We start from the raw sequence: 18,165 nt of genomic DNA on the forward strand, positions 1-18,165 counted from the left end.
CCCGAGATTCTGGGTGCGAACACCCTCATCAGCACGTCCTGCAATCATCCAACGTGACGACATAGCGAGTCAGTTGGGGCCATTGCATGGAGACCAAGCCCGTTCCGAGTGTTGGGTCAAAAGACGGGGGTTCCCACGAGGAACATCCCGAGGCACTCGGGGGCGAGGGTCCTCACAGCGTCATTCTTACTTCGTAGGCCGTTGATCCGAAGGGGCCGACGGTGAGCTCATGCAAGGACTGCACCAGACCCGCCTGCTCGAGGCGAGCGGTGAGGCCGGCGTGCTCGGACCAGTCCTTGATGAACACGTTTCCGGGCTTGGGAGTGAAGCCGTAGGACTCCAGGTTCATCGAGAGGTGCTCGGGCCCCTCGTCGGTTTCGAGCACGAGCGACCGGTTCTCATCGTCGTGGTGGAGTGTTCCGGTCAGCTCGATGGAGCCGAAGCTGACGGTGACGCTGTGCTTTTCGGTGATCGTGGACTCAGTCATGGCGATCTCGCTCTTCTTGTGGTGGATGGTGGTGACTCCCGAGCTCGTCGTGGCTTCTCACGCCGGACGCAACAGGTACGAGCGAATGGGTGGTGGGCCTGGAGCTGACGGAGAGTCAGTGGAGTGCAGGGCCATAGCTCTGCCGACCTACTTTCATGTCCGCTGTGCCGATCCGGATCAGTCGTCAGCGCGCTCCGGTTCGTGATGCATCGTGAACAGAGCATTGACCTCAGAAGCCGTGACTCTCGTGGTCGTAGGGTTCGTCCGGCTGGTGGGCCCTGATGCGCGCGGCGGATCTACGCACGCCGGACTTCCGGCGCCGTGCGCCCCGGGCCGGAGGCCGGGTCCGGACTTTGATCTCGTGGGCGAGCCAGAGAATGCACAGACCGATGGCCAGGACCAGGACGAGCAGCGCCCAGGTCTGTAACGGTGTCATGGAAGGCATGGGGAAAATCCTTTCGGCGATTGGAGTGCGGTCGTCGGCTCAGCAGCGCTGGGCGAGCAGGTGGCCGCAGGTGAGGGAGGTGACCTCGTACGGCGGGCACTGGCTCCAGCGTGCGTCCCAGTCCTCGGGAGGAAGTGCGGGCCCGACGGTGCGATTGACGACTTCGCGGGGCATGCCCGGTTCGCACACCTCGTCGTAGGAGCAGAAGTTGCACCACTCCATTTCAGGCAGCTGCGGGGCGACGTCGGACAGTGCCTGCTCGGCGGCTACGCCGACCACCCCCGAGTCGGCCGAGAGGTGGCCGGTGATCAGTGCGGCTATGAGGGTCATAGGAGGTCCTCGGTTCAGTCGTGGTGGGATGCGCGGTTGGCGCACCGCGTGAACAGTGAGCACCCCGGTCACCGCAGCGACTAGGGTGCTCGGAGGGGTAGAACGCGCAGGTCAGAGCCACCCTTCGCTGCCGACAGGTTCAACCTTGCCGTATTGGGCTGGATCAGCATCTTCCAGCGCTTCTGTCCGTCGGCGTTTGACTCTCTCCCTGAGCGCATCGACACCTACCTGGTGAGCTGGATCCGCCAGAGGTGCAAGCGGCTCGCGGTGAAGAGGAAGGCCCTCGCCAAACTGCAGGAGATCGTCCAGCCCTACCCGCGCATGAAGTGGCACGGAGATGGGCCGGGCTGTACAGGGCTTCGCTGCGCGTGGCCTGAAGGAGGCGTGGCATCGGGCCCACCTCCGGGATGGATGGGCCATGTGGTGGCCCGGTCAGGGCCAGGGCCCACAACCGTGACAGCACTCCTGGGCAAGACGGGAGCCCGGGGGGCTCTGTGTCGAGCGGGGCTGGTAGCGGGCGGCGCGTTGGTGGGTGGCGGAGGAGGGCAACGCGCCGCCCTGTCCCTGGTGCGGGGCTCGGCGTTCGTGTTCAGACGGGTCGGATCTCGATGTCGTAGGCGCCGCCGTCGGCCAGCTCTCGCCGCCTGGCTTCGGCCTCGGAGGCTGTGTACGTCTGGGAGCTTTCGAACTCGTTGCGCTCGCTGCAGTCGTCGAACGTCCATGCCACGGTGAAGCGGCCGGTCAACGATGTGTTCGTCAGGTGCTTTTTGTACGTACGACGGAAGCGGTTGAGGTACAGGGTTGTGGCCTTGCTGCCCTCGGCCGCGTTCACCTGGAGGACGAACTCTGCGCCCTCGATCGTCTTGATGGTCATGCCGGGCAGTCGAAAGCGGTTGAGCCGCTTGCGCCACACGGCATTTTCCAAGGCGTTGCGCAGCTGGGCGATGTGCTTCGCCTGTGAGCCGTCAGGCGTCGTGAGACGCATCAGCGCTTCGTACTGGCCCGGTGTCACTTCGATGTCGATCACCTGCGAATCGTCCACGATTGCTCTCCTGTGAGAAGGGTCGGTGTGCTGCCTCAAAGGAAGGCTGCACCGGGGAGCTGGGAACGGTGATACGGCCCGCAGTCAGGGCTCCGGCCTGGCTCCAGGGCCTGCAGACGCGGGCCGGGTGGGACCGAAGCTGTGGACCACAGGGGGGCAGGACACTCAACCGGGTGTGCCGTGTTGACGGGCACGCGAGGAGCAGCGATACGAACGTCGGCCCGCCCCTGTGCAGGGCGGACCGACGGACACATAGGGCGCGAGGCGGGGCAGGGTTCCGTCCTGTTGGTTACGGGCGGTTCGGTGGGCATCCTGCGTCGGTGCAGCGGCCGTTGATCAGATGGCCGTCGCATCCCTGCCGGTGACAGGACTCGACCGGCTCTACTCCGTCGACCCGGTACAGCTCGGGCGTGGCGTCTTCAAGGGACAGGTCATCGAGGTTGTGGCCGCCGGCCGTAGTGAAGTCGACGGCGAACTCCTCTCCGTTGACCTTGTTGAAGGCGGTGCGCGCTGCCTGCTGGTTCGCCGCCTTGACCGTGACCAGAACGGAAGCGGTCGCGAGGAACGTGAAATCGCGGACACCGGGCATGGGGTTGAGGTCGGTCGTCACCGGGTGATTCCGTGCGGCGCTCTGACGCACAGGAGGCGCAGACGCAACGGCCCGTCCCTGGTGGTGTCGGGGACGGGCTGCCGGCTGCTCGTCGACGTCTTCCGTGGCGACGGTGTAGGTGGTGCGCCTCGTGGTCCGGTCGACGGCGACGGACCGGTTGTTCCACGGGTCGGTGAGAAGGAGACCGAGGTCTTCCCGGAGACAGTTGTCGAGGACGAGAGACACAGGCTGTCCGTCGACGGTGTGGCAGCAGACGATGGTGTCGTCGCCGGCTTCTCGCGGGATGGTGACGGCATTGTCCCAGCGGACGATCAGAGGTTCACCGTTCCCGCTGCCGGTCTCGGCGCCGGGTGGGTCGACCATGATCCCTCCGAGGGCCTCGCGCTGATCCTCGTCGAGAATGAGCCGGTACGGTGCACCGGTTTCGTCGGTCAGATCAACGCTCATCTCCCGTGTGGACATGAGGAAGGCAGTGAATCTGGTCCACGTGAGGTGGGTGGGCTTGAGCATGAGTTCCATCCCGGGGTTGAGTACCCTCCAGCCGGTGGGCCGGTCGGGGGCTGCTTCGCGAAGAGGCGGGGGGGAGGAATGACCGTGCGCGGTGTGTGGTTTAGCCCGGCAGCACTGGTGAGGCGTCGCGGCCGGGCACCGGATGCGCAGGGCAGGCGCTGTGGAAACCGCTCGGCCGTATGTGCGCACGGTTGTCTCCTCGTTTTCTGGGGCGACCAGGGCGGCGACGTTCTTGCCTTCGCTTCCCGTACGGATTCGTGTGTGATCCTCCGTGACCACGGGCTGCAAAGCTCTCCCGCTGCGTGGATCCCCGCGTGTGCCTGTGATTGGCTGCTCCGCTGGGCTCTCTCGTCCGGCACGACACGAGACAGAACTCCCTCCTCGCACCCGAGGCGGTGATCTCTGTCAAAGAAACCCCGGAGTCGGCTCCGCCGACTCGGCGCCTCTCGTCTCTCAGAACTGCGCGAAGTGACGCGCGACGGTCATGATGCCGCGCCACGAGGCGTCTGCGGCCCCGCCCTCCTCGGTGCTCCGGATCCAGTCCGTCAGGACTTCCTCCCACCCGGCGGGGCGCCTGTGGCCGTAGCCGCAACGCGCGACGCGTCGCAGAGTCCTCCGGATCAACTCCGTTGATCCCCAGGTGCCGGCCAGACGAACGTGCACCCTGCGCACCCGCCCCGCTCGGCGCGCCTTCTGCGCCCTCTGCCTCGTGGCATCGCCAGGCCTACTGCATCGGCATTTCGACTCGCCACAAGCTCTTACTTGAGAGGCATTCAGATAAAGTACTCGTAGAGATCAGTTGATTCAATATGACTGGACAACGGCAGCGTTCCGGACAGGAGAGATGAGAGCGATGAAGACCTGGAGGACGAGGAAGGCCGCGCTCTTCACCGCAGCGTTCGCCGCAGCCACTGGCGTCCTGCTCGTCGGCTGCTCCGGCGGCGACGGCGGTGCCGTGCAGGCGACACCGCCTGCACCGACCGAGAGCACCGCCAAGGTCGCCGACAAGCCCCTCGGCGAGGCTTTGGAAAGGCTCGCCTTCCAGGGCGCCCGGAGTTCGAGCAAGGACAGTGGGGCCTGTCTGGCCGCCGCCGCACGGAAGGCGGGGATGTCGGACAAGACGCTGGCCTACATCGTCAAGACCAACAGCGACGACGCGGGTGCAGCCATCGATGGCCTGAGCAAGGTGAGCAATGGTGACGCCGCACTTCTGGTCTCGCGATCGCTGCGTGAGGACTTCGATGCGTGTGTCGATTGGGCTGTACTCCCGGACGGCGGCGGGGCGCAGGACTACCAGCCCCCGAAGGCTGCCGCGAAGCCAGCGGTCGGCAGGCCGGATCTGAGGCCGGCCTTCGCGATCCGCGCGGACCAGCCGGTCAACTGGCCCACGGAGCTCACCAAGGGCCTGGTCTCGATGTTCTCGTCCTACGCCCGGGACGAGAGCCAGAAGAAGACCTACGCGGCCGGAGGCGTGTGTCTCTCGCGCCTGGCGTACGACGCGGGCTTCAGTCAGGAGGCGCTGCACTTCCTCGCCGGCGGCGCGCCCATCGGCACCGGGTCGATCGCCGAACACCTGCCCATCACCAAGGACAAGACGATCTGGCGGTCGCCGGAGTTCACCCAGGGGCTCGTCGATTGCACGACGAATGCGACGCCGGCAGCCTGAGCGGACGCCACCAGACAAACAGGAACCCGGTGCGGGGCGCACCGGGCTCCTGTTCTTTCACCATCGCACAACCGCAGCGGGCAACCCCGCCCGAAGGGGAGTGTCGACCAGGGCCACCCACTGCGGCGACACGCAGTCAGTCACGACTGCGATGCGAGTGCGACCTTATAGGAGATCGAGTGACAGATCAATGAGTACGACATTCACCCCGCCTATCACTCGCATTGAATGGCCTGCCTGATGGCATTGGTGATATGACTTCATAGATCAACCGCATGAACCATGGAGAGGTCGCGCATGACCGTCACACAGGAGTCGGAGAAGGCGAAGTGGCCCGTGCGCGGTGCGAAGAAGAAGCCGCCGGGCGCGACCCAGAACGGGGGCGATCGCCGCCCGGGCATGTTCGTCCGGCTGGACCCGGACGACAAGCAGCGTGCGAAGTACTGGGCCGATAGACGCGGATTCTCCTCGGTGAACGAGTACGTGGCCGAGGCGGTGATCGAGAAGATCCGGCGCGAGAACCTCGACTACGACCTGCCGACGCTGGAGATCGCGCGGCTCAACGAGCTGGTCGATCAGGTCAAGGCGCTTTCGACGAACAATGCGAACCTCGAGCGCGTGGTGACCCAGGGTTTCGACTCCCTCATCGGGCTCACGCGTGGCGACAACTACCTGCTTGACGATGAAGACGGGGAGCTCTCGTGAGCCAGGACTTCGCAGAAATACTGGAGGCGGTCACGCCAACCGCCGAGGTGATGGACGTGGACACGTCCTTCCTGGACACCTTCCGGCGCAGCGGGAGCCAGGACCTCAAGCGCCTCCGGGCCCAGGAGCATGAAGCGCAGGCAGTGCGACCGCGGTCTGATACAGCAGCACCCGAGCCGGAGTCGCAGGTTGACGAGGCCGGCGAAGTCGGCAATCGACCCGGCGCTGCAGGTTCGCAGGCCGTGCGTGACGTGGAGGCTGGATCAGATCGCCTGGGCCTGGAGCCGGACCACGAGCCTGATGCAGGGGGTTCAGAGCGGGCCGGCGGATCCAGTCAGCGAGGCGGTACCGACGGCGGACAGAGCACGGCGGACGGGATACTTCCGGGCAGCGCGCCCACGGCTGACGACGTTCCGGTTCCAGAGGCCTACACGGACGTCGAGGAGGCTACTGCAGCCGGGGCCGTTGCTCATGACGCCGTCTGCGCACCGGACAGGCCCGAGCACGAGACGCCCGGTTCGCTTCAGCTCACCGACCACCAGGAGACCGTGCAGAGCGCGGCCTCGAAGGGCGGCTCGAACGACACGCCCGACACAGTCGCCACGCTCCCTCAGTCGGGCTTCCGGCTTTCCGGAGTGAAGAGCCAGCCGCACATCAAGGCACTGCCCGAGAGCATCATGAGTGTGCTGCGGGAGCAGCTGCGGGCCGCCGCGGTCCGCGAACTGGGCGTGAGCGACAGCGCCGCGCGCGCATTCAGCCAGCGGCTGAGCCAGGGCACGCTGGTGACGGCGTTCCTGCTGGCGCAGCTCGACCTGCGCATTGATGCAGACCCGGCTACCGAACGCGCCGTCGCACTGTTCCGCTCCCGCGATCCGCTGCTCGGCAGCGTGGCGGCGCGACTGGAAGGCATCGAGGTCGCCGAACGCGAGCGGGACGGGCTGCTGCACGAGCTGCGCGACGAGCTGGCCGAGGTGCGCCGGACCAGTGCTGTGATCGAGCAGGCGCTGGCCTACTCCATCGCCGATCGCACAGAGAACTTCCTGCGGGGTTCGCACAACATTCACGACGCGCCGATCACGCACAGGGAGGCGATCTACCTCCGGGACAAGGCGCGCGAGGAGACCAGAAAGCAGACTCAGCTCGAACGCGAGCGGGAGGGGCGGCCGACTCGATGAGCACGACGCGCGGGGAGAGGCTCTTCTCCGAGCGCCAGCGCTGCAAGAAGTGCGGCCGGGGCCTGGGACTCCGCCCCCAGGCCCCGGTGCTGTTCGGGCTCTACTGCACACCGCAGCGTGCGGGGATCGCCAACCCGGCGACCAAACCCGAGGACGCTCCTCGCGAATGCACCACGATGCGCAACGGCAGAAGGTGTTCAAGCGGGTCTACCGCAGCGTGGGCGAGATCCCCGACCGGCTCCGCGAGGACCCGTCGAGGAGCTGGTACACCTGCGCATCGGGCCATTTCCACATCGGGCACACGCGCATGGGTGAGCGCGAGAAGTTCCGGATGTTCGAGGATCTCGCCGTGGACCTGTCGGATCTGCTGGTCAAGCTCCGGGGCCAGGCCAGGCCAGGCCACGCGCAAGCAGGCCGCGGAGGTGGCCGGCGTGCGGCCCATCCGTCTGAAGGAGCTGGAGGAAGGTGTGGAGCATCCGGAGGGGCTTGAGACGCTCGGCAAGGTACTGAAGGTCTATCGGGTGCGGCTCGGCGTGGCGCTGCAGGCAGGGCGGTGAGCCACATCGAGTGCCGTTGACGGCGCGTGCCGTCGGTGCCGGGAACGGTGCTGGGCACGAGCAGACAGGAACACTACCACCATTCGACTCTCATTTGACTCGCCTTTCGAAGTAGACTCGAATTCTCCTATGAGTCAGCGGCGAGAAGGAGTCGACATGGTTGCGATCGTGGTCGCAGAGAAGCCGAGCGCAGCGCGGAACATGGCCAGCGCACTCGGCGGCTCGAAGGGCAGCTACAAGGGCACGGCCTATGAGGTCACGAACTTGCGTGGCCACCTCTACGAGTTCGCCCAGCCGCACGCGATGGTGGACTCCTCGCTCGCGGACCGCTATCAGAACTGGGACCTGGGAAACCTGCCGTGGAACCCGCAGGACCTCTCGTGGAAGCGCGAGCCGCAGAAGAACGTCGCTGACGTCATCAAGAACCTGCGTGCCGCGCTCGGCCGCGGGGACGAGATCGTCATCGCCACGGATCTTGATCCCTCCGGCGAGGGCGATCTGCTCTTCTGGGAGGCGGTCGATGAACTCGGCTTCCATGGCAAGCAGTTCAGCCGCATGGAGTTCACCGATGAGTCGAAGGCCTCGATCCAGAAGGCTTTCGAGCAGCGCCGGCCGGTGAAGTCCATGCAGGACGAGGGCGACTACCGCAAGGCGATGTACCGCTCGCAGTGGGACTTCCTGTCTATGCAGTTCACACGTATCGCCACGGCGATGGGCCGCCAGTCCGGCCTGACTCTCGTGCTGCGCCAGGGCCGGCTGAAGTCGGCAATGGTCTCTCTCGTCGGCGACCAGCAGAAGGCCTATGCGGGCTACGTCAAGAAGCCGTTCTTCCAGAGCAGGTTCCGTGACGAGAACGACGTGATGTACACGAACCCAAAGGAGCCGCGGTTCGACCAGCAGACCCAGGTGCCGCAGCAGTACGGCCCCTCCCCTGTCGTCCTGGACGGCAAGGCGGACAAGCGGACTGCCCCTCCGAAGCTGCTCGATCTCGCGGCCCTGTCCTCGATGCTCGTCGGCAGGGGCGTGAAGGCGAACCTCACGCTGTCGACCTACCAGAAGATGTACGAGGACCAGGTCGTCTCGTATCCGCGTACCGAGGACAAGACGATCACGCCCGGGCAGTTCAAGGATCTCGCCCCGCTGGTCGACAAGATCGCCGCAGTCGTCGGCGTCGACACGGCGCTGCTGACACACCGCCAGCCGCGGTCGACGCACGTGAAGCCCAAGGGCGCGCACGGCGCGAACCGCCCAGGCCCGAAGGTGCCCTCCTCGCTGGATGAGGTCGAGCACAAGTACGGCAAGGCCGGGCGGCTCATCTACGAGACGCTCGCGAAGAACTATCTGGCCATGGCCGCCGAGGACTGCCTCTACGAGCAGCAGAAGGGCTACGTGGAGAAGTACCCGGACTTCGTCGGGGTCGCCAACATAGCCAAGAGTCCTGGCTGGAGGGCTGTGTTCGACCCGGACGCCGGCGACGACTCCGCCGAGGGCGACGAGAAGGAGAGCAGCAAGGGCCTGGGCCAGAGCGCTGCGCCGTTCGTCTTCGAGGGGGCCAACAAACGCCCCGAGCACCCGACCATGAAGTGGCTCATGAAGCAGCTGGACAAGCGCGACGTGGGCACGGGTGCGACCCGCACCTCAACGTACTCGGAGATCACCAATGACAAGGCGAAGTACCCGCTGCTTTCGGAGAAGGGCAGGAAGCTCACGCTCGCGCACGCCGGCGAGATGAGCTGGCGGCTGCTGCCGGGCACGCACATCGGCGACCTCGGTCTCACCGAAAGGGTCTACGCCGACATGCGCGACATCGCGGCCGGGACCGCGGCTGCCGAGGAGCGCCTCGCCGTCATAGCCGACTGGGTCCGCGAGGACATCGCCACGATGACGAAGAACGCCGGGTCCATGCGGGCCGAGCTGGGCCTGAAGGAGACTCAGGGTGCTGCCCGCGCCGAGGGCGTGTGGCAGAGCGCTCCAGGCGGGCCGAAGAAGGTCGCTTTCAAGAAGACCTGGTCGGGTCACGAGTTCAGCGACGACGAGGTGGCGAGGCTGCTCGCGGGCGAGAGGATCTCGTTCTCGGCCATGAACAAGGAGGGCTGGCCCTACTTGGCCACCGGTGCGCTCGGCGTCGGCGACTACAAGGGCCGCAGGTTTGTCGGGTTCCAGCTCGAAGTGTCCGACAAGCCTGCGATGTGGTCTGACCGGACCTTCACACCGGCGGAGACCTCGGCACTCCTGGCTGGCCAGGCGCTGGTGATCGACGACTTCGTGAGCGCAAGAACCGGCATGCCCTTCAGCTGCAAGGTCAGCTGGGATGCGAAGGCGAAGAGAATCGTCCCGGACTTCGGCTCCGGCGACGAGCCGCCGCGGTCCTGGTGCCAGGTGATCTTCACTGACGCCCAGCGCAAGGACCTGGCAGCCGGCAAGACGATTGAGGGCAAGGGCTTCGTCTCGGCGAAGGGCAAGTCGTTCGATGCCCGTATCTCCTGGAAGGAGAAGGGCGGGAAGAAGAAAATCGTGCCCTCGTTCGGCTGAACTGGCTCTCCCCACGGAAGCCGGCATCCCATAGACGCCACCCGACGACTCCGACAGCCAGTCCGAGTCGTCGAGTGGCGTTACTCATTCGCCTTTCATCATCGATTCCAATCATCTCTCTGCGGTAGCATTCCATCTATACACCTCGCCTATGAGAGGTTGTCGACAGACCGGATAGTGACCAGTGAGATTGCGGGGAGAGAGCCATGGCGAAGATGACGTACAAGGTGCCGAGTTCGCTGAACCGCAGCTTCCTCGACCACGAGATAACGCTGAGCAAGGGCGGTTGGGCGGCCAAACCTTCGCCGATCAAGCAGCTGCTCTTCTACGGCGGCGGCGCCCTCGCCCTGCTGTGGGTCAGCACGTCGACATTCGTCGCGAGCTCGGGCCCGGTCCCCATCACTCTGTTCGCCGTCTGGGGACTGGCGGTGATCATCTACTTCGGCGGGCTGATGAAGACGAAGGAGCTGCGCATCATGCGCGTGCCGTCCTTGCTGGCCTATCTCCCCCCGAAAGCCCGTCACGTCTTCACCCGCCGAAGCTCGAACCCATCGGACTTCCACTCGATCGTCGGCATCGACGGGATCGACGATGACGGCCGGATTCACTTCTCCGACGGCGGTGAAGGCCAGATCTACCTGGTCGTCGGCTCGGCCAGCTATCTGCTCTTCGACGAGGACCGGATCGGGATCCTCGACCGGGTCGACTCCTTCTGGCGCAAGGTCGACACGGCCTGCGAGCACAGCTTCATCACGACGAAGGAACCTCAGCGGATCTACCACCAGGTGGCGAGCCTGGAGCGGCGCAACCAGGCCCTTCAGGTCCGGGATCCCGACCTTGTCGAGCTGCAGAACGAGCAGTACGACATCCTCGCGCGGCACGTGGGCGGGGGGAAGTTCACCTCGATCCACCAGTACCTGCTGCTCAAGGGCAAGAGCGCGGACGCGCTGCGCAGGGGCCACCTGGTCCTCCAGGCCGAAGTCGAGGGCTCGTCCCTCATGGTCAAGGAGGTCACGATGCTCGACCGTGAGGAGGCCGAGTCGATGCTGCGGGTCTTCTACCAGGGCATCGACGACGAACTGCCGGATCTCAAGGTGCCGCTGAGCTGATCAGCGCCGGGCCGACCAACACGACGGAACGAAGGACACCATGGCGCTGCTGACAAAAGTCCGGGCACAGCTCGGCATCCCGGGAAAGAAGCCTGCCGAGACGAATGAGACAGCTGAGCTTCCGGCCGGTGATCCGCGCACGGATGGCGGTGCTCAGGCCGAAGGCGCTCAGGACGCTGCGGCCGATCAGGCTCCCGAGCCGGAGAAGAACTGGTGGCGGCGGCGCCAGGCGGTGAAGCAGCTCGAGGGAGCGTTCGACGCCTACCCTCACCTGCTCGCGCTGAAGCCGAAGGAGAAATATCTCTTCCGCTCCGACTACTTCAAGGTCGACGGCTCGGTGGCCTGCATCCTGGCGTACTTCCACGATGACGCCGCCCACGACAACTTCGCGGCCTTCTGGGGCATCGACCGGATCCCGGACGGCCTGGACGACCGGGTCACCGCCGTCGTGCTTGAGCAGGTCAAGCGGATGAACGACAAGTGGATCGACTCGTACACGAAGCAGTCGGAGAAGCTCCAGCGACTCGACGCGAACGAGCAGGAAGAAACGGGCACGACCTCCTCCAGGCGCAGAGCCGAGAAGATCTCCGGTGACTTGGGGATCACGATCGGAGAGATCCAGGACGGCGCGAGCTACCTCTCGGTGCACAGCCGGCTCTTCCTCAAGGCCCCCGATCTCGCAACCCTGGACGACTCGATCGACCGGGTGACGCGCCTGTACATCGACCGGTTCGGCACGTTGAAGGCAGCCGCGTATGCCGGTGAGCAGCGCCAGGAACTCTCGGGTCTGTGGAACAACAACGAAAAGAAGAAGGGCAAGGGCTTCCACTTCACCTCGACCGAGCTGGCCGGCTCGTACTCGCTGGTGACCAACGGCCTCAACGACCAGGGCGGCGAGTACGTCGGCTACATGGTCGGCGACGTCAACAACAGCGCGGTGCTCATGGATGTCAACAGCTACGAACGCCACGTGGTCATTGCCGATGCCACGCTCAGCGACTACCTCGACCGCCAGCGGATCGCGAACATGTGGTGCTCGAAGCTCTCGCAGGCGGCGCTGCTGGGCAACGGCCAGGTCGTCCACCTCATCCTCGACGGGGCGAACCTCGACAGGCTCGGCCCGAAGTTCGAGCGGATCACCTCTCGCGTGGACCTGAACCAGGGCGACGTGAACATGTTCGAGATGTTCGGTGAGGAGGCGGACGAACTGACAGTCTTCTCTGCTCAGATGGAGAAGCTCAAGCTCATGTTCGAGCAGCTCTACGAGACCACGGACGGCGCTGTCGGATCGATCATCCGTAGCGCTCTCGAAGACACGGCCACTGACTTCTACATCGAACAGGGCATGTGGCGGCACAACGCCAAGGAGCAGCGGCACCGTCTGCGCGTGGTGAACATTCCGCACACGCAGGTGCCGCGCCTGCAGATGTTCGTCTCCTACCTGGCGACCGCTCACAAGTCTCTGCTGAACTCCTCGAAGACGGATGCGGACCAACTGCGGGCGTACAACGTGCTCAAGGGCATCGCGAACACCATGCTGAGCACGAACGGCGACCTGTTCAACAACCACACCGCCAGTGCGGTCGACGGGGTCCGGGACTCCCGACGCGTGGTCTACGACTTCTCCCGGCTCATGCGCCGCGGCAAAGGCGTGGCGATGGCACAGCTGGTGAACATCGTCGGCTTCGCCGTCGGCAAGCTGGGGCTCGGCGACACCGCGATCATCCACGGCGCTGAGCACATCGACGACCGGGTGAAGAAGTACATCAAGGACCAGTTCGACCACATGCACGAACGTGGCGGCCGGGTGGTGTTCAGCTACAACGACGTCGACAGGATGCTCGCGGACTCGGACTTCAACAAGTTCGACGCCGCGGACTACACGCTCTTCGGCCCGATGCGTGATCGGACGGTGGCGGAGTACCAGAAGCAGCTGCACCAGCGGATTCCGCCGGATCTCGCCCGGCTCATCACGACCAAGGGCGAGAACCTCACGTACCTGCGCCGGGACGTCTCCAACGTCGTCTTCCACCTGGATCTCGCGCTGGGAATCAACCCCTACCGCGAGGCACAGCGCAGGCGGGTCCGGATCGAGGCGGCCAAGACTGAAGAGGCGGCGCGGATGGACGCCATCATGCGGGACAAGCCTGCACCCGGAGCGAATCTCACCAGCGTCCGGAAGCCCAGCGAGGGCGGCGACGCCGACGCGGGCCAGAACAGCGCCTTCAAGCCCGGCAACGGCAAGAAGAGCTTGGGGCAGCTTGCGAACGGCGCGGGGAAGCCGGAGAAGATGTCCGGGCCGAAGAAGCTGGTCAAGGCATGAGCGACACCGGCACGAGGGGCACGAGGACGGGGAGCCGAGGAGACACGATGAACGGGACCATCACGGCGGTGGCGCGGCTGCATGTCTGGCGCGTCCGCAGCGGTGGCGGAGTCCGCCGGGGCAGGCTCACGCGCGGGCTCGTCCTCGGCCTCCTGGCGGCGCTGCTTGTGCCGGTCTTCATGATGGCGACCTCTTCGCCGGCGTCCGCGGACGACAAGAAGGACCGCGACAACTACAGCCTCTACCAGCTGGCCTCGAACGCGAGCTCGTACTTCAGCGAGGAGAACTCGCCGGAGAACGACCGGGGCATGCACGAGAACTGGAAGCCTGTCACGGGCAGTCCGGCCTCTGGCGGCTCCCTGCTGGGCTACGCCGACCCGGAGTTCAGCCTGGGCAACATTGTGGGCTGGTTCTTCGCCGAGGTGTCGGGGTCCTCCCAGACCGTCACCTACGAGACCCTCGCGGCCAAGGACGACAAGGACAACGCGAAGTACGCGGGCATGCTCGACTACGCGCACTTCGGGGCGGCGAACAGCGACCTCGGCCTGGACACGATGTCTTCGGGCATCGGTGGTGAGATCGTGAGCGCGATCGGAGGGTCGGTCATCTGGATCCTCTATTCTCTGGCACTGGCGGTCGGCTCACTGTTCTACGTCGTCATCCAGTTCCTGAAGCTCATCAACCCCTTCATGTGGTTCTACAGTGCGGTCGCGGCAGTCAATCCGGCCTTCGCTGCTGGGATGACGGGAGGTGACACTGGAGGTGGCGCGCTCTCCGGTCTTCAGAGCTGGATCAGTGGCTGGTACGGCCTGCTCGTCGATATCTCGTGGCAGGCAATCGTGCCGATCTTCATCGGTTCCCTGCTCATCGGCCTGGTCCTGTTCAAGCGGATGGACCGGGGCTCGGCGATCAAGAAGCTCATCGTGCGCATGGTCTTCATCGGCGTCGGCCTGCCGCTCATGGGGTCCATGTACACCGACGTGCTCAACAAGTTCGACGACTCCGTCCTCGGTCAGCACGCCGGCCCCACGCGCGTCGTGCTGAGCACCTACGTCGACTTCGAGGCGTGGATGATGAACGATCGCCTGGGTATCCCGGACCAGGCGTCCGTTTCCTGGAGCGGCGACCAGGCCAGTCCGAGCGCGATGATGTCGGTGCGCACGAGCGCGCTGGCGATCAACAAGCAGTCCCACGGAAGGACGTTCGACGGCATCGGCATCGGAACGAAGGTCAACGACGCCGAGTCGGCGTGGAAGTCAGGCACGGTCTCCGGCTACAAATGCACGGTCAAGGTGGACGGTTCAGCGTCGAAGGACTGCCTGGACAACACTGCGGCGGATGACATCAGGGCGGTGATCTCGACGTTTGGGGTCATCGCCAAGTACATCGCGAGCAACGAGGTGGCAGCTTCCGACTTCGAGTCCGGGATCAAGAGTTCGATCACACAGCTGGACGAGAGCTCTGACGTCAAGAAGAGCTGGTTCGTCGATAAGGACAGCTACGGCGACGTGGAAAAGTTCGGTGAGGAAAAGGGTCCCCAGCCGGCCCAGCACCCAGTGATCTCCACTGACGGCACAGGACTGACCTCGTCTCGCCCCGGAAGGGACTCGGCGGCCTTCACGACGACGGGGACCAAGAACGGCTGCGGCTTCGAGGTCGACAAGACGCCCACGTCGTGCAACCTCGCCCCGCTGGCTGCGTACAACTACCTCAACACCAGGTTCGCCCCCAGCTCGCTCACAATGTACAGCTCGAACAACGCCACCAGCGGGTTCACTCGCCAGAGCCACATGGCCGTCAGCCAAGTAGGGACAGGGCCGGCGAAGCTCATGTACTGGCACAACGCGGCCACGGTCCTGGGGGCCATCGTCCTTCTGGGCTTCTGGTACGCCATCGGCATGCTGGCGGGCGCGGTCAAGCGGACCTTCGGCCTTGTGGCGGCCGTGCCGTTCGCGACGCTGGGTGCGATGCAGGCGATCAGTAAGGTGATCGTCTACTCCATGGCCATGATCCTGGAAGTTCTCGTGACACTGTTCATCTACCAGTTCGTGTCGGAGTTCCTCATCTCGGTCCCGGACATCATGGCCGGCCCCATCTCAAGCCTCATGAGTCCGGACGGCCTGTGGGGCAGTGCTGATCTCGGCGGGACCATCGTGGTGATCCTGACCCTGGTCTCCTCGCTGATGATCACGGGCATCACCTTCGCCTTGCTGCGGGTGCGCAAGACGGTGCTGCAGGCGATGGACGAGGTAGTCACCAAGCTCGTGGACAAGTTCCTCGAGACGAACACCGCGCCGAAGCCGGACAAGGGCGGCCTGCTGCCTGCTCTGGCCGCAGGAGCGGGTGCCGGCGCGGGCATGGCCATGGGCAACAAGCTCGCCTCCGGGTTCGACAGCAAGACCAGCACCCCGACGTCTCGGAACACGGGCAAGCCCACGGCCAGGACGCCGTCGACGAACGCCGGCGGCACGAACGGTGACTCGAAGGAACTGACCTCCGGCAAGCCGCGGCCGGCCCTCGGGAACGGCGGCAAGGGCGGACCGGAGGGCCCACCCGAACCGTCGCTGGAAGGTGTTCCGACTGGTGGCAGGCCCGGCGGCGGCGGCGAAGGCGTCCGGGTTCTGCCGAGTGGCAGCGATCCCGCCGGTGATCGTGACCTGTCCGGCCAGGGCAGCAGGCCCGATGCTACGGGCAGTCCACTGCAGCTCACCGGCGGCTCACCGGGCAGCTCACTCTGGGACAAGCTGACGGCGCACAGCCTAAGCAACCAGGGCGGCCTGTCGAACCTCGGGTACAGCCCGGGCAGCTCCAGCGGCAATGTCATTCCGGGCGAGGTCCTGGCTTCGTCCACGATGCCGCCGAGCTCCCGTGACGGCTCCCGGGGCCAGAACGGCGCTGGCAGCACCACCGCTGTCCCGACCAGCGGAAGCCGTAGGGCTGTCGCTGATCAGACGCGCCCGGCACAGTCCGATACGAGTGCCCGGGGCGAGCAACGTTCATCGGGCGGGAACCAGCAGGCACCACAACGCTTCAGCAGCAGTGCTGCTCCGGCGCAGCCGGGTGCACCGGGCGCGCATCCGACACGCTCCGTTCAGGGCGCCCGGGCCCCGAGGCAGCTAGAGACTGGTCCGTCGCGCGGTCGCCCCGTGGCTGCTCCGGGGCAGGCTCCGGCTGCGCCCGGTACGCGCACTCCGGCTCGAACGCGGGCAGAGCGTCAGCCGAGTTCGCCTCAGACGCAGGCATCGACGCCGCGGCGGACGTCCGCCGCGCGGGATCAGCCTCCAGCTCGGCCGTCGGCTCCTGCACCGGCTTCTTCGCCGAGGCAGGCTCCAACTCCTCAGAGTGCGGAGGCCCCGGCGTCGCGGCAGCGGCCAGCAGATGCTCTTCGTCGGGGCCGGCGCGAGAGGCCGGAGGACTGACCAGCGGGTCGCAGAAGGCTGACGCAACCGGTGGGGATGATCGCAGTGGTTGTTCTCACCGGTTGCGTCGTCTTTTCGCACAGCGCAGGAGAAGGAAGGGAATATGAGGCTCGGAGCGGCCTCGCGGCAAGTTCTCGCTCGGCTGGTGGCGGTCGGCACGATGGTGGATCGCCAGGATCCGCGAGCTGGTGCTGAGCGCTGTGGATGCCGTGGCCACCATGGTGTTCGTCGGCGAGCGGGTGCGGGTATTGCGGCACATCGCGACGAGCCGCTGGTGATCTCGCGCCTGTTCGGCACGTTCGAGGGTGACGTGGTCAGTGTTCCGGCCGACGGTGCAGGCCTCGGCGCTCTGGCCGTCACGTCAATCGAGGTCACCACCGTGGTGATCGTTGCAGTGGCCCCGTCAAGGATCCGGCAGCCGATGGTGGGGCCGAACTCGATCTCGTCGAGCAACACGCGCCGAAGTACGGCCGGCTGCCGAAGACGATTGAGGAGTACAGCGCAGCACCTTCAAGGGCAGGCGTCAGAGACCTGGTGGGTCAAGGCGGCGAGGAAGTGCAGAAACCCCGTGGACGCGATGTCCTCGGGGTTCCTGTTGTGTCTGGGGGATGACCGAGCGAAACTTCGGCGCTACTTCGCGCACTTGGTCTTGAAGGCGTCGAGCAGGGCCTTGCCTGCAGCGGAGTTGTCACGCACGTACGCCTTGTCGTCGATGCTGATCGAGGTGTCGCCGGCCGAGATCGATTCGGTGCCGGTCCGCTCATTGCGGCTGTCGCCTCCGGCGACCGTCCAGATGATCTGAGTCTGATCCTTGTTGAACTCGCCGGTGCTGGTCACGTCCGGCTCCTCGTAGACACCGTCACAGTCGTACTCGTGATGCGAGACGGTGTTGCCCTTGACGACCAGCTGGCCGAGTTCGGACGTGCCGTTGACATCCTCGATGTAGTAGGTGCCGTCGAGGCCGCTGTCGCTGTCTCCGCTGCTTCCGCCGCAGGCGCTGAGCATGAGCGTGCCCGCGGCCAGGGCCGCGGCGGTCGCGGCGATCCTGGCCCGCGTCGCACGTGCGGTCCTGGTGGTATTCATGGTGTTTTCCCTTCGTTCGTTCCGGGCATCTGACTCACCGGCTCTGCGGAGGCTGGCCTGGCGGCATCGGCAGAATTCTAGTGCCGCATCAGGCAACGTTTGCCTTGTCGACGACGGCTTGTAGGTGCTGGTCGTCGGCATGGCGGTTTCGCCAGATGATGTAGCGGCGGAT

At 65.6% G+C, this 18,165-nt stretch carries 14 protein-coding genes; 8 read left to right on the forward strand and 6 right to left on the reverse strand.

The features are described 5' to 3' along the window. Positions 1-172 precede the first annotated feature (172 nt). From ABZY11_RS13065 to ABZY11_RS13085, 5 genes are all read right to left on the reverse strand, one after another. Positions 173-487, reverse strand: a complete 315-nt coding sequence (locus tag ABZY11_RS13065; RefSeq protein ID WP_356479199.1) for a hypothetical protein — start codon at positions 485-487, stop codon at positions 173-175. Between the two features lie 229 nt (positions 488-716). After that, positions 717-932, reverse strand: coding sequence for a hypothetical protein (locus ABZY11_RS13070; protein WP_356479200.1), 216 nt, complete (start codon positions 930-932; stop codon positions 717-719). A gap of 39 nt (positions 933-971) precedes the next feature. Beyond that, positions 972-1,262, reverse strand: a complete 291-nt coding sequence (locus ABZY11_RS13075) for a hypothetical protein (protein ID WP_356479201.1) — start codon at positions 1,260-1,262, stop codon at positions 972-974. A 589-nt stretch (positions 1,263-1,851) separates the two neighbouring features. Beyond that, positions 1,852-2,304 carry a hypothetical protein gene (locus ABZY11_RS13080; RefSeq protein WP_356479202.1) on the reverse strand — a complete coding sequence of 151 codons (453 nt, stop codon included), beginning with the start codon at positions 2,302-2,304 and terminating at the stop codon, positions 1,852-1,854. A 289-nt stretch (positions 2,305-2,593) separates the two neighbouring features. Beyond that, on the reverse strand, positions 2,594-3,361 hold the full coding sequence (locus tag ABZY11_RS13085; RefSeq protein WP_356479203.1) for a hypothetical protein: 768 nt from the start codon (positions 3,359-3,361) through the stop codon (positions 2,594-2,596). 916 nt (positions 3,362-4,277) lie between these two features. On the opposite strand from ABZY11_RS13085, the gene ABZY11_RS13090 reads away from it, so the two are divergent. The 8 genes from ABZY11_RS13090 (at position 4,278) to ABZY11_RS13125 (ending at position 16,910) form a co-directional block, all read left to right on the forward strand. Continuing rightward, entirely contained in the window at positions 4,278-5,090 is an 813-nt protein-coding gene (locus ABZY11_RS13090; protein ID WP_356479204.1) for a hypothetical protein, read from the forward strand. Positions 5,091-5,387: 297 nt separating this feature from the next. Next, on the forward strand, positions 5,388-5,795 hold the full coding sequence (locus ABZY11_RS13095; protein WP_356479205.1) for a hypothetical protein: 408 nt from the start codon (positions 5,388-5,390) through the stop codon (positions 5,793-5,795). Further along, the gene (locus tag ABZY11_RS13100) at positions 5,792-6,970 is read left to right on the forward strand and encodes a hypothetical protein (RefSeq protein ID WP_356479206.1); all 1,179 of its coding nucleotides are present in this window, start codon (positions 5,792-5,794) and stop codon (positions 6,968-6,970) included. Before ABZY11_RS13095 ends, ABZY11_RS13100 begins: the two co-directional genes overlap by 4 nt. A gap of 431 nt (positions 6,971-7,401) precedes the next feature. Continuing rightward, positions 7,402-7,527, forward strand: coding sequence for a hypothetical protein (locus tag ABZY11_RS13105; protein ID WP_356479207.1), 126 nt, complete (start codon positions 7,402-7,404; stop codon positions 7,525-7,527). A 156-nt stretch (positions 7,528-7,683) separates the two neighbouring features. Next, positions 7,684-10,059, forward strand: coding sequence for a DNA topoisomerase (locus ABZY11_RS13110; protein ID WP_356479208.1), 2,376 nt, complete (start codon positions 7,684-7,686; stop codon positions 10,057-10,059). A gap of 206 nt (positions 10,060-10,265) precedes the next feature. Next, entirely contained in the window at positions 10,266-11,168 is a 903-nt protein-coding gene (locus tag ABZY11_RS13115) for a hypothetical protein (RefSeq protein WP_356479209.1), read from the forward strand. 40 nt (positions 11,169-11,208) lie between these two features. Then, the gene (locus ABZY11_RS13120; RefSeq protein WP_356479210.1) at positions 11,209-13,491 is read left to right on the forward strand and encodes a hypothetical protein; all 2,283 of its coding nucleotides are present in this window, start codon (positions 11,209-11,211) and stop codon (positions 13,489-13,491) included. Between the two features lie 167 nt (positions 13,492-13,658). Further along, positions 13,659-16,910, forward strand: a complete 3,252-nt coding sequence (locus ABZY11_RS13125; protein ID WP_356479211.1) for a hypothetical protein — start codon at positions 13,659-13,661, stop codon at positions 16,908-16,910. 630 nt (positions 16,911-17,540) lie between these two features. On the opposite strand, the gene ABZY11_RS13130 is transcribed toward ABZY11_RS13125, so the two are convergent. Then, on the reverse strand, positions 17,541-17,993 hold the full coding sequence (locus ABZY11_RS13130; RefSeq protein ID WP_356479212.1) for a hypothetical protein: 453 nt from the start codon (positions 17,991-17,993) through the stop codon (positions 17,541-17,543). Positions 17,994-18,165: the final 172 nt, after the last annotated feature.

The sequence above is a fragment of the Streptomyces sp. NPDC006510 genome (assembly GCF_040611955.1).
GTDB lineage: Bacteria > Actinomycetota > Actinomycetes > Streptomycetales > Streptomycetaceae > Streptomyces.

Bases quoted from the DNA above. Each gene is read 5' to 3' on its own strand.
- ABZY11_RS13120 (WP_356479210.1), top strand. From the start codon at position 11,209: ATGGCGCTGCTGACAAAAGTCCGGGCACAGCTCGGCATCCCGGGAAAG.
- ABZY11_RS13065 (WP_356479199.1), bottom strand. From the start codon at position 487: ATGACTGAGTCCACGATCACCGAAAAGCACAGCGTCACCGTCAGCTTC.
- ABZY11_RS13075 (WP_356479201.1), bottom strand. From the start codon at position 1,262: ATGACCCTCATAGCCGCACTGATCACCGGCCACCTCTCGGCCGACTCG.
- ABZY11_RS13085 (WP_356479203.1), bottom strand. From the start codon at position 3,361: ATGAGCGTTGATCTGACCGACGAAACCGGTGCACCGTACCGGCTCATT.
- ABZY11_RS13070 (WP_356479200.1), bottom strand. From the start codon at position 932: ATGCCTTCCATGACACCGTTACAGACCTGGGCGCTGCTCGTCCTGGTC.
- ABZY11_RS13115 (WP_356479209.1), top strand. From the start codon at position 10,266: ATGGCGAAGATGACGTACAAGGTGCCGAGTTCGCTGAACCGCAGCTTC.
- ABZY11_RS13110 (WP_356479208.1), top strand. From the start codon at position 7,684: ATGGTTGCGATCGTGGTCGCAGAGAAGCCGAGCGCAGCGCGGAACATG.
- ABZY11_RS13130 (WP_356479212.1), bottom strand. From the start codon at position 17,993: ATGAATACCACCAGGACCGCACGTGCGACGCGGGCCAGGATCGCCGCG.
- ABZY11_RS13095 (WP_356479205.1), top strand. From the start codon at position 5,388: ATGACCGTCACACAGGAGTCGGAGAAGGCGAAGTGGCCCGTGCGCGGT.
- ABZY11_RS13090 (WP_356479204.1), top strand. From the start codon at position 4,278: ATGAAGACCTGGAGGACGAGGAAGGCCGCGCTCTTCACCGCAGCGTTC.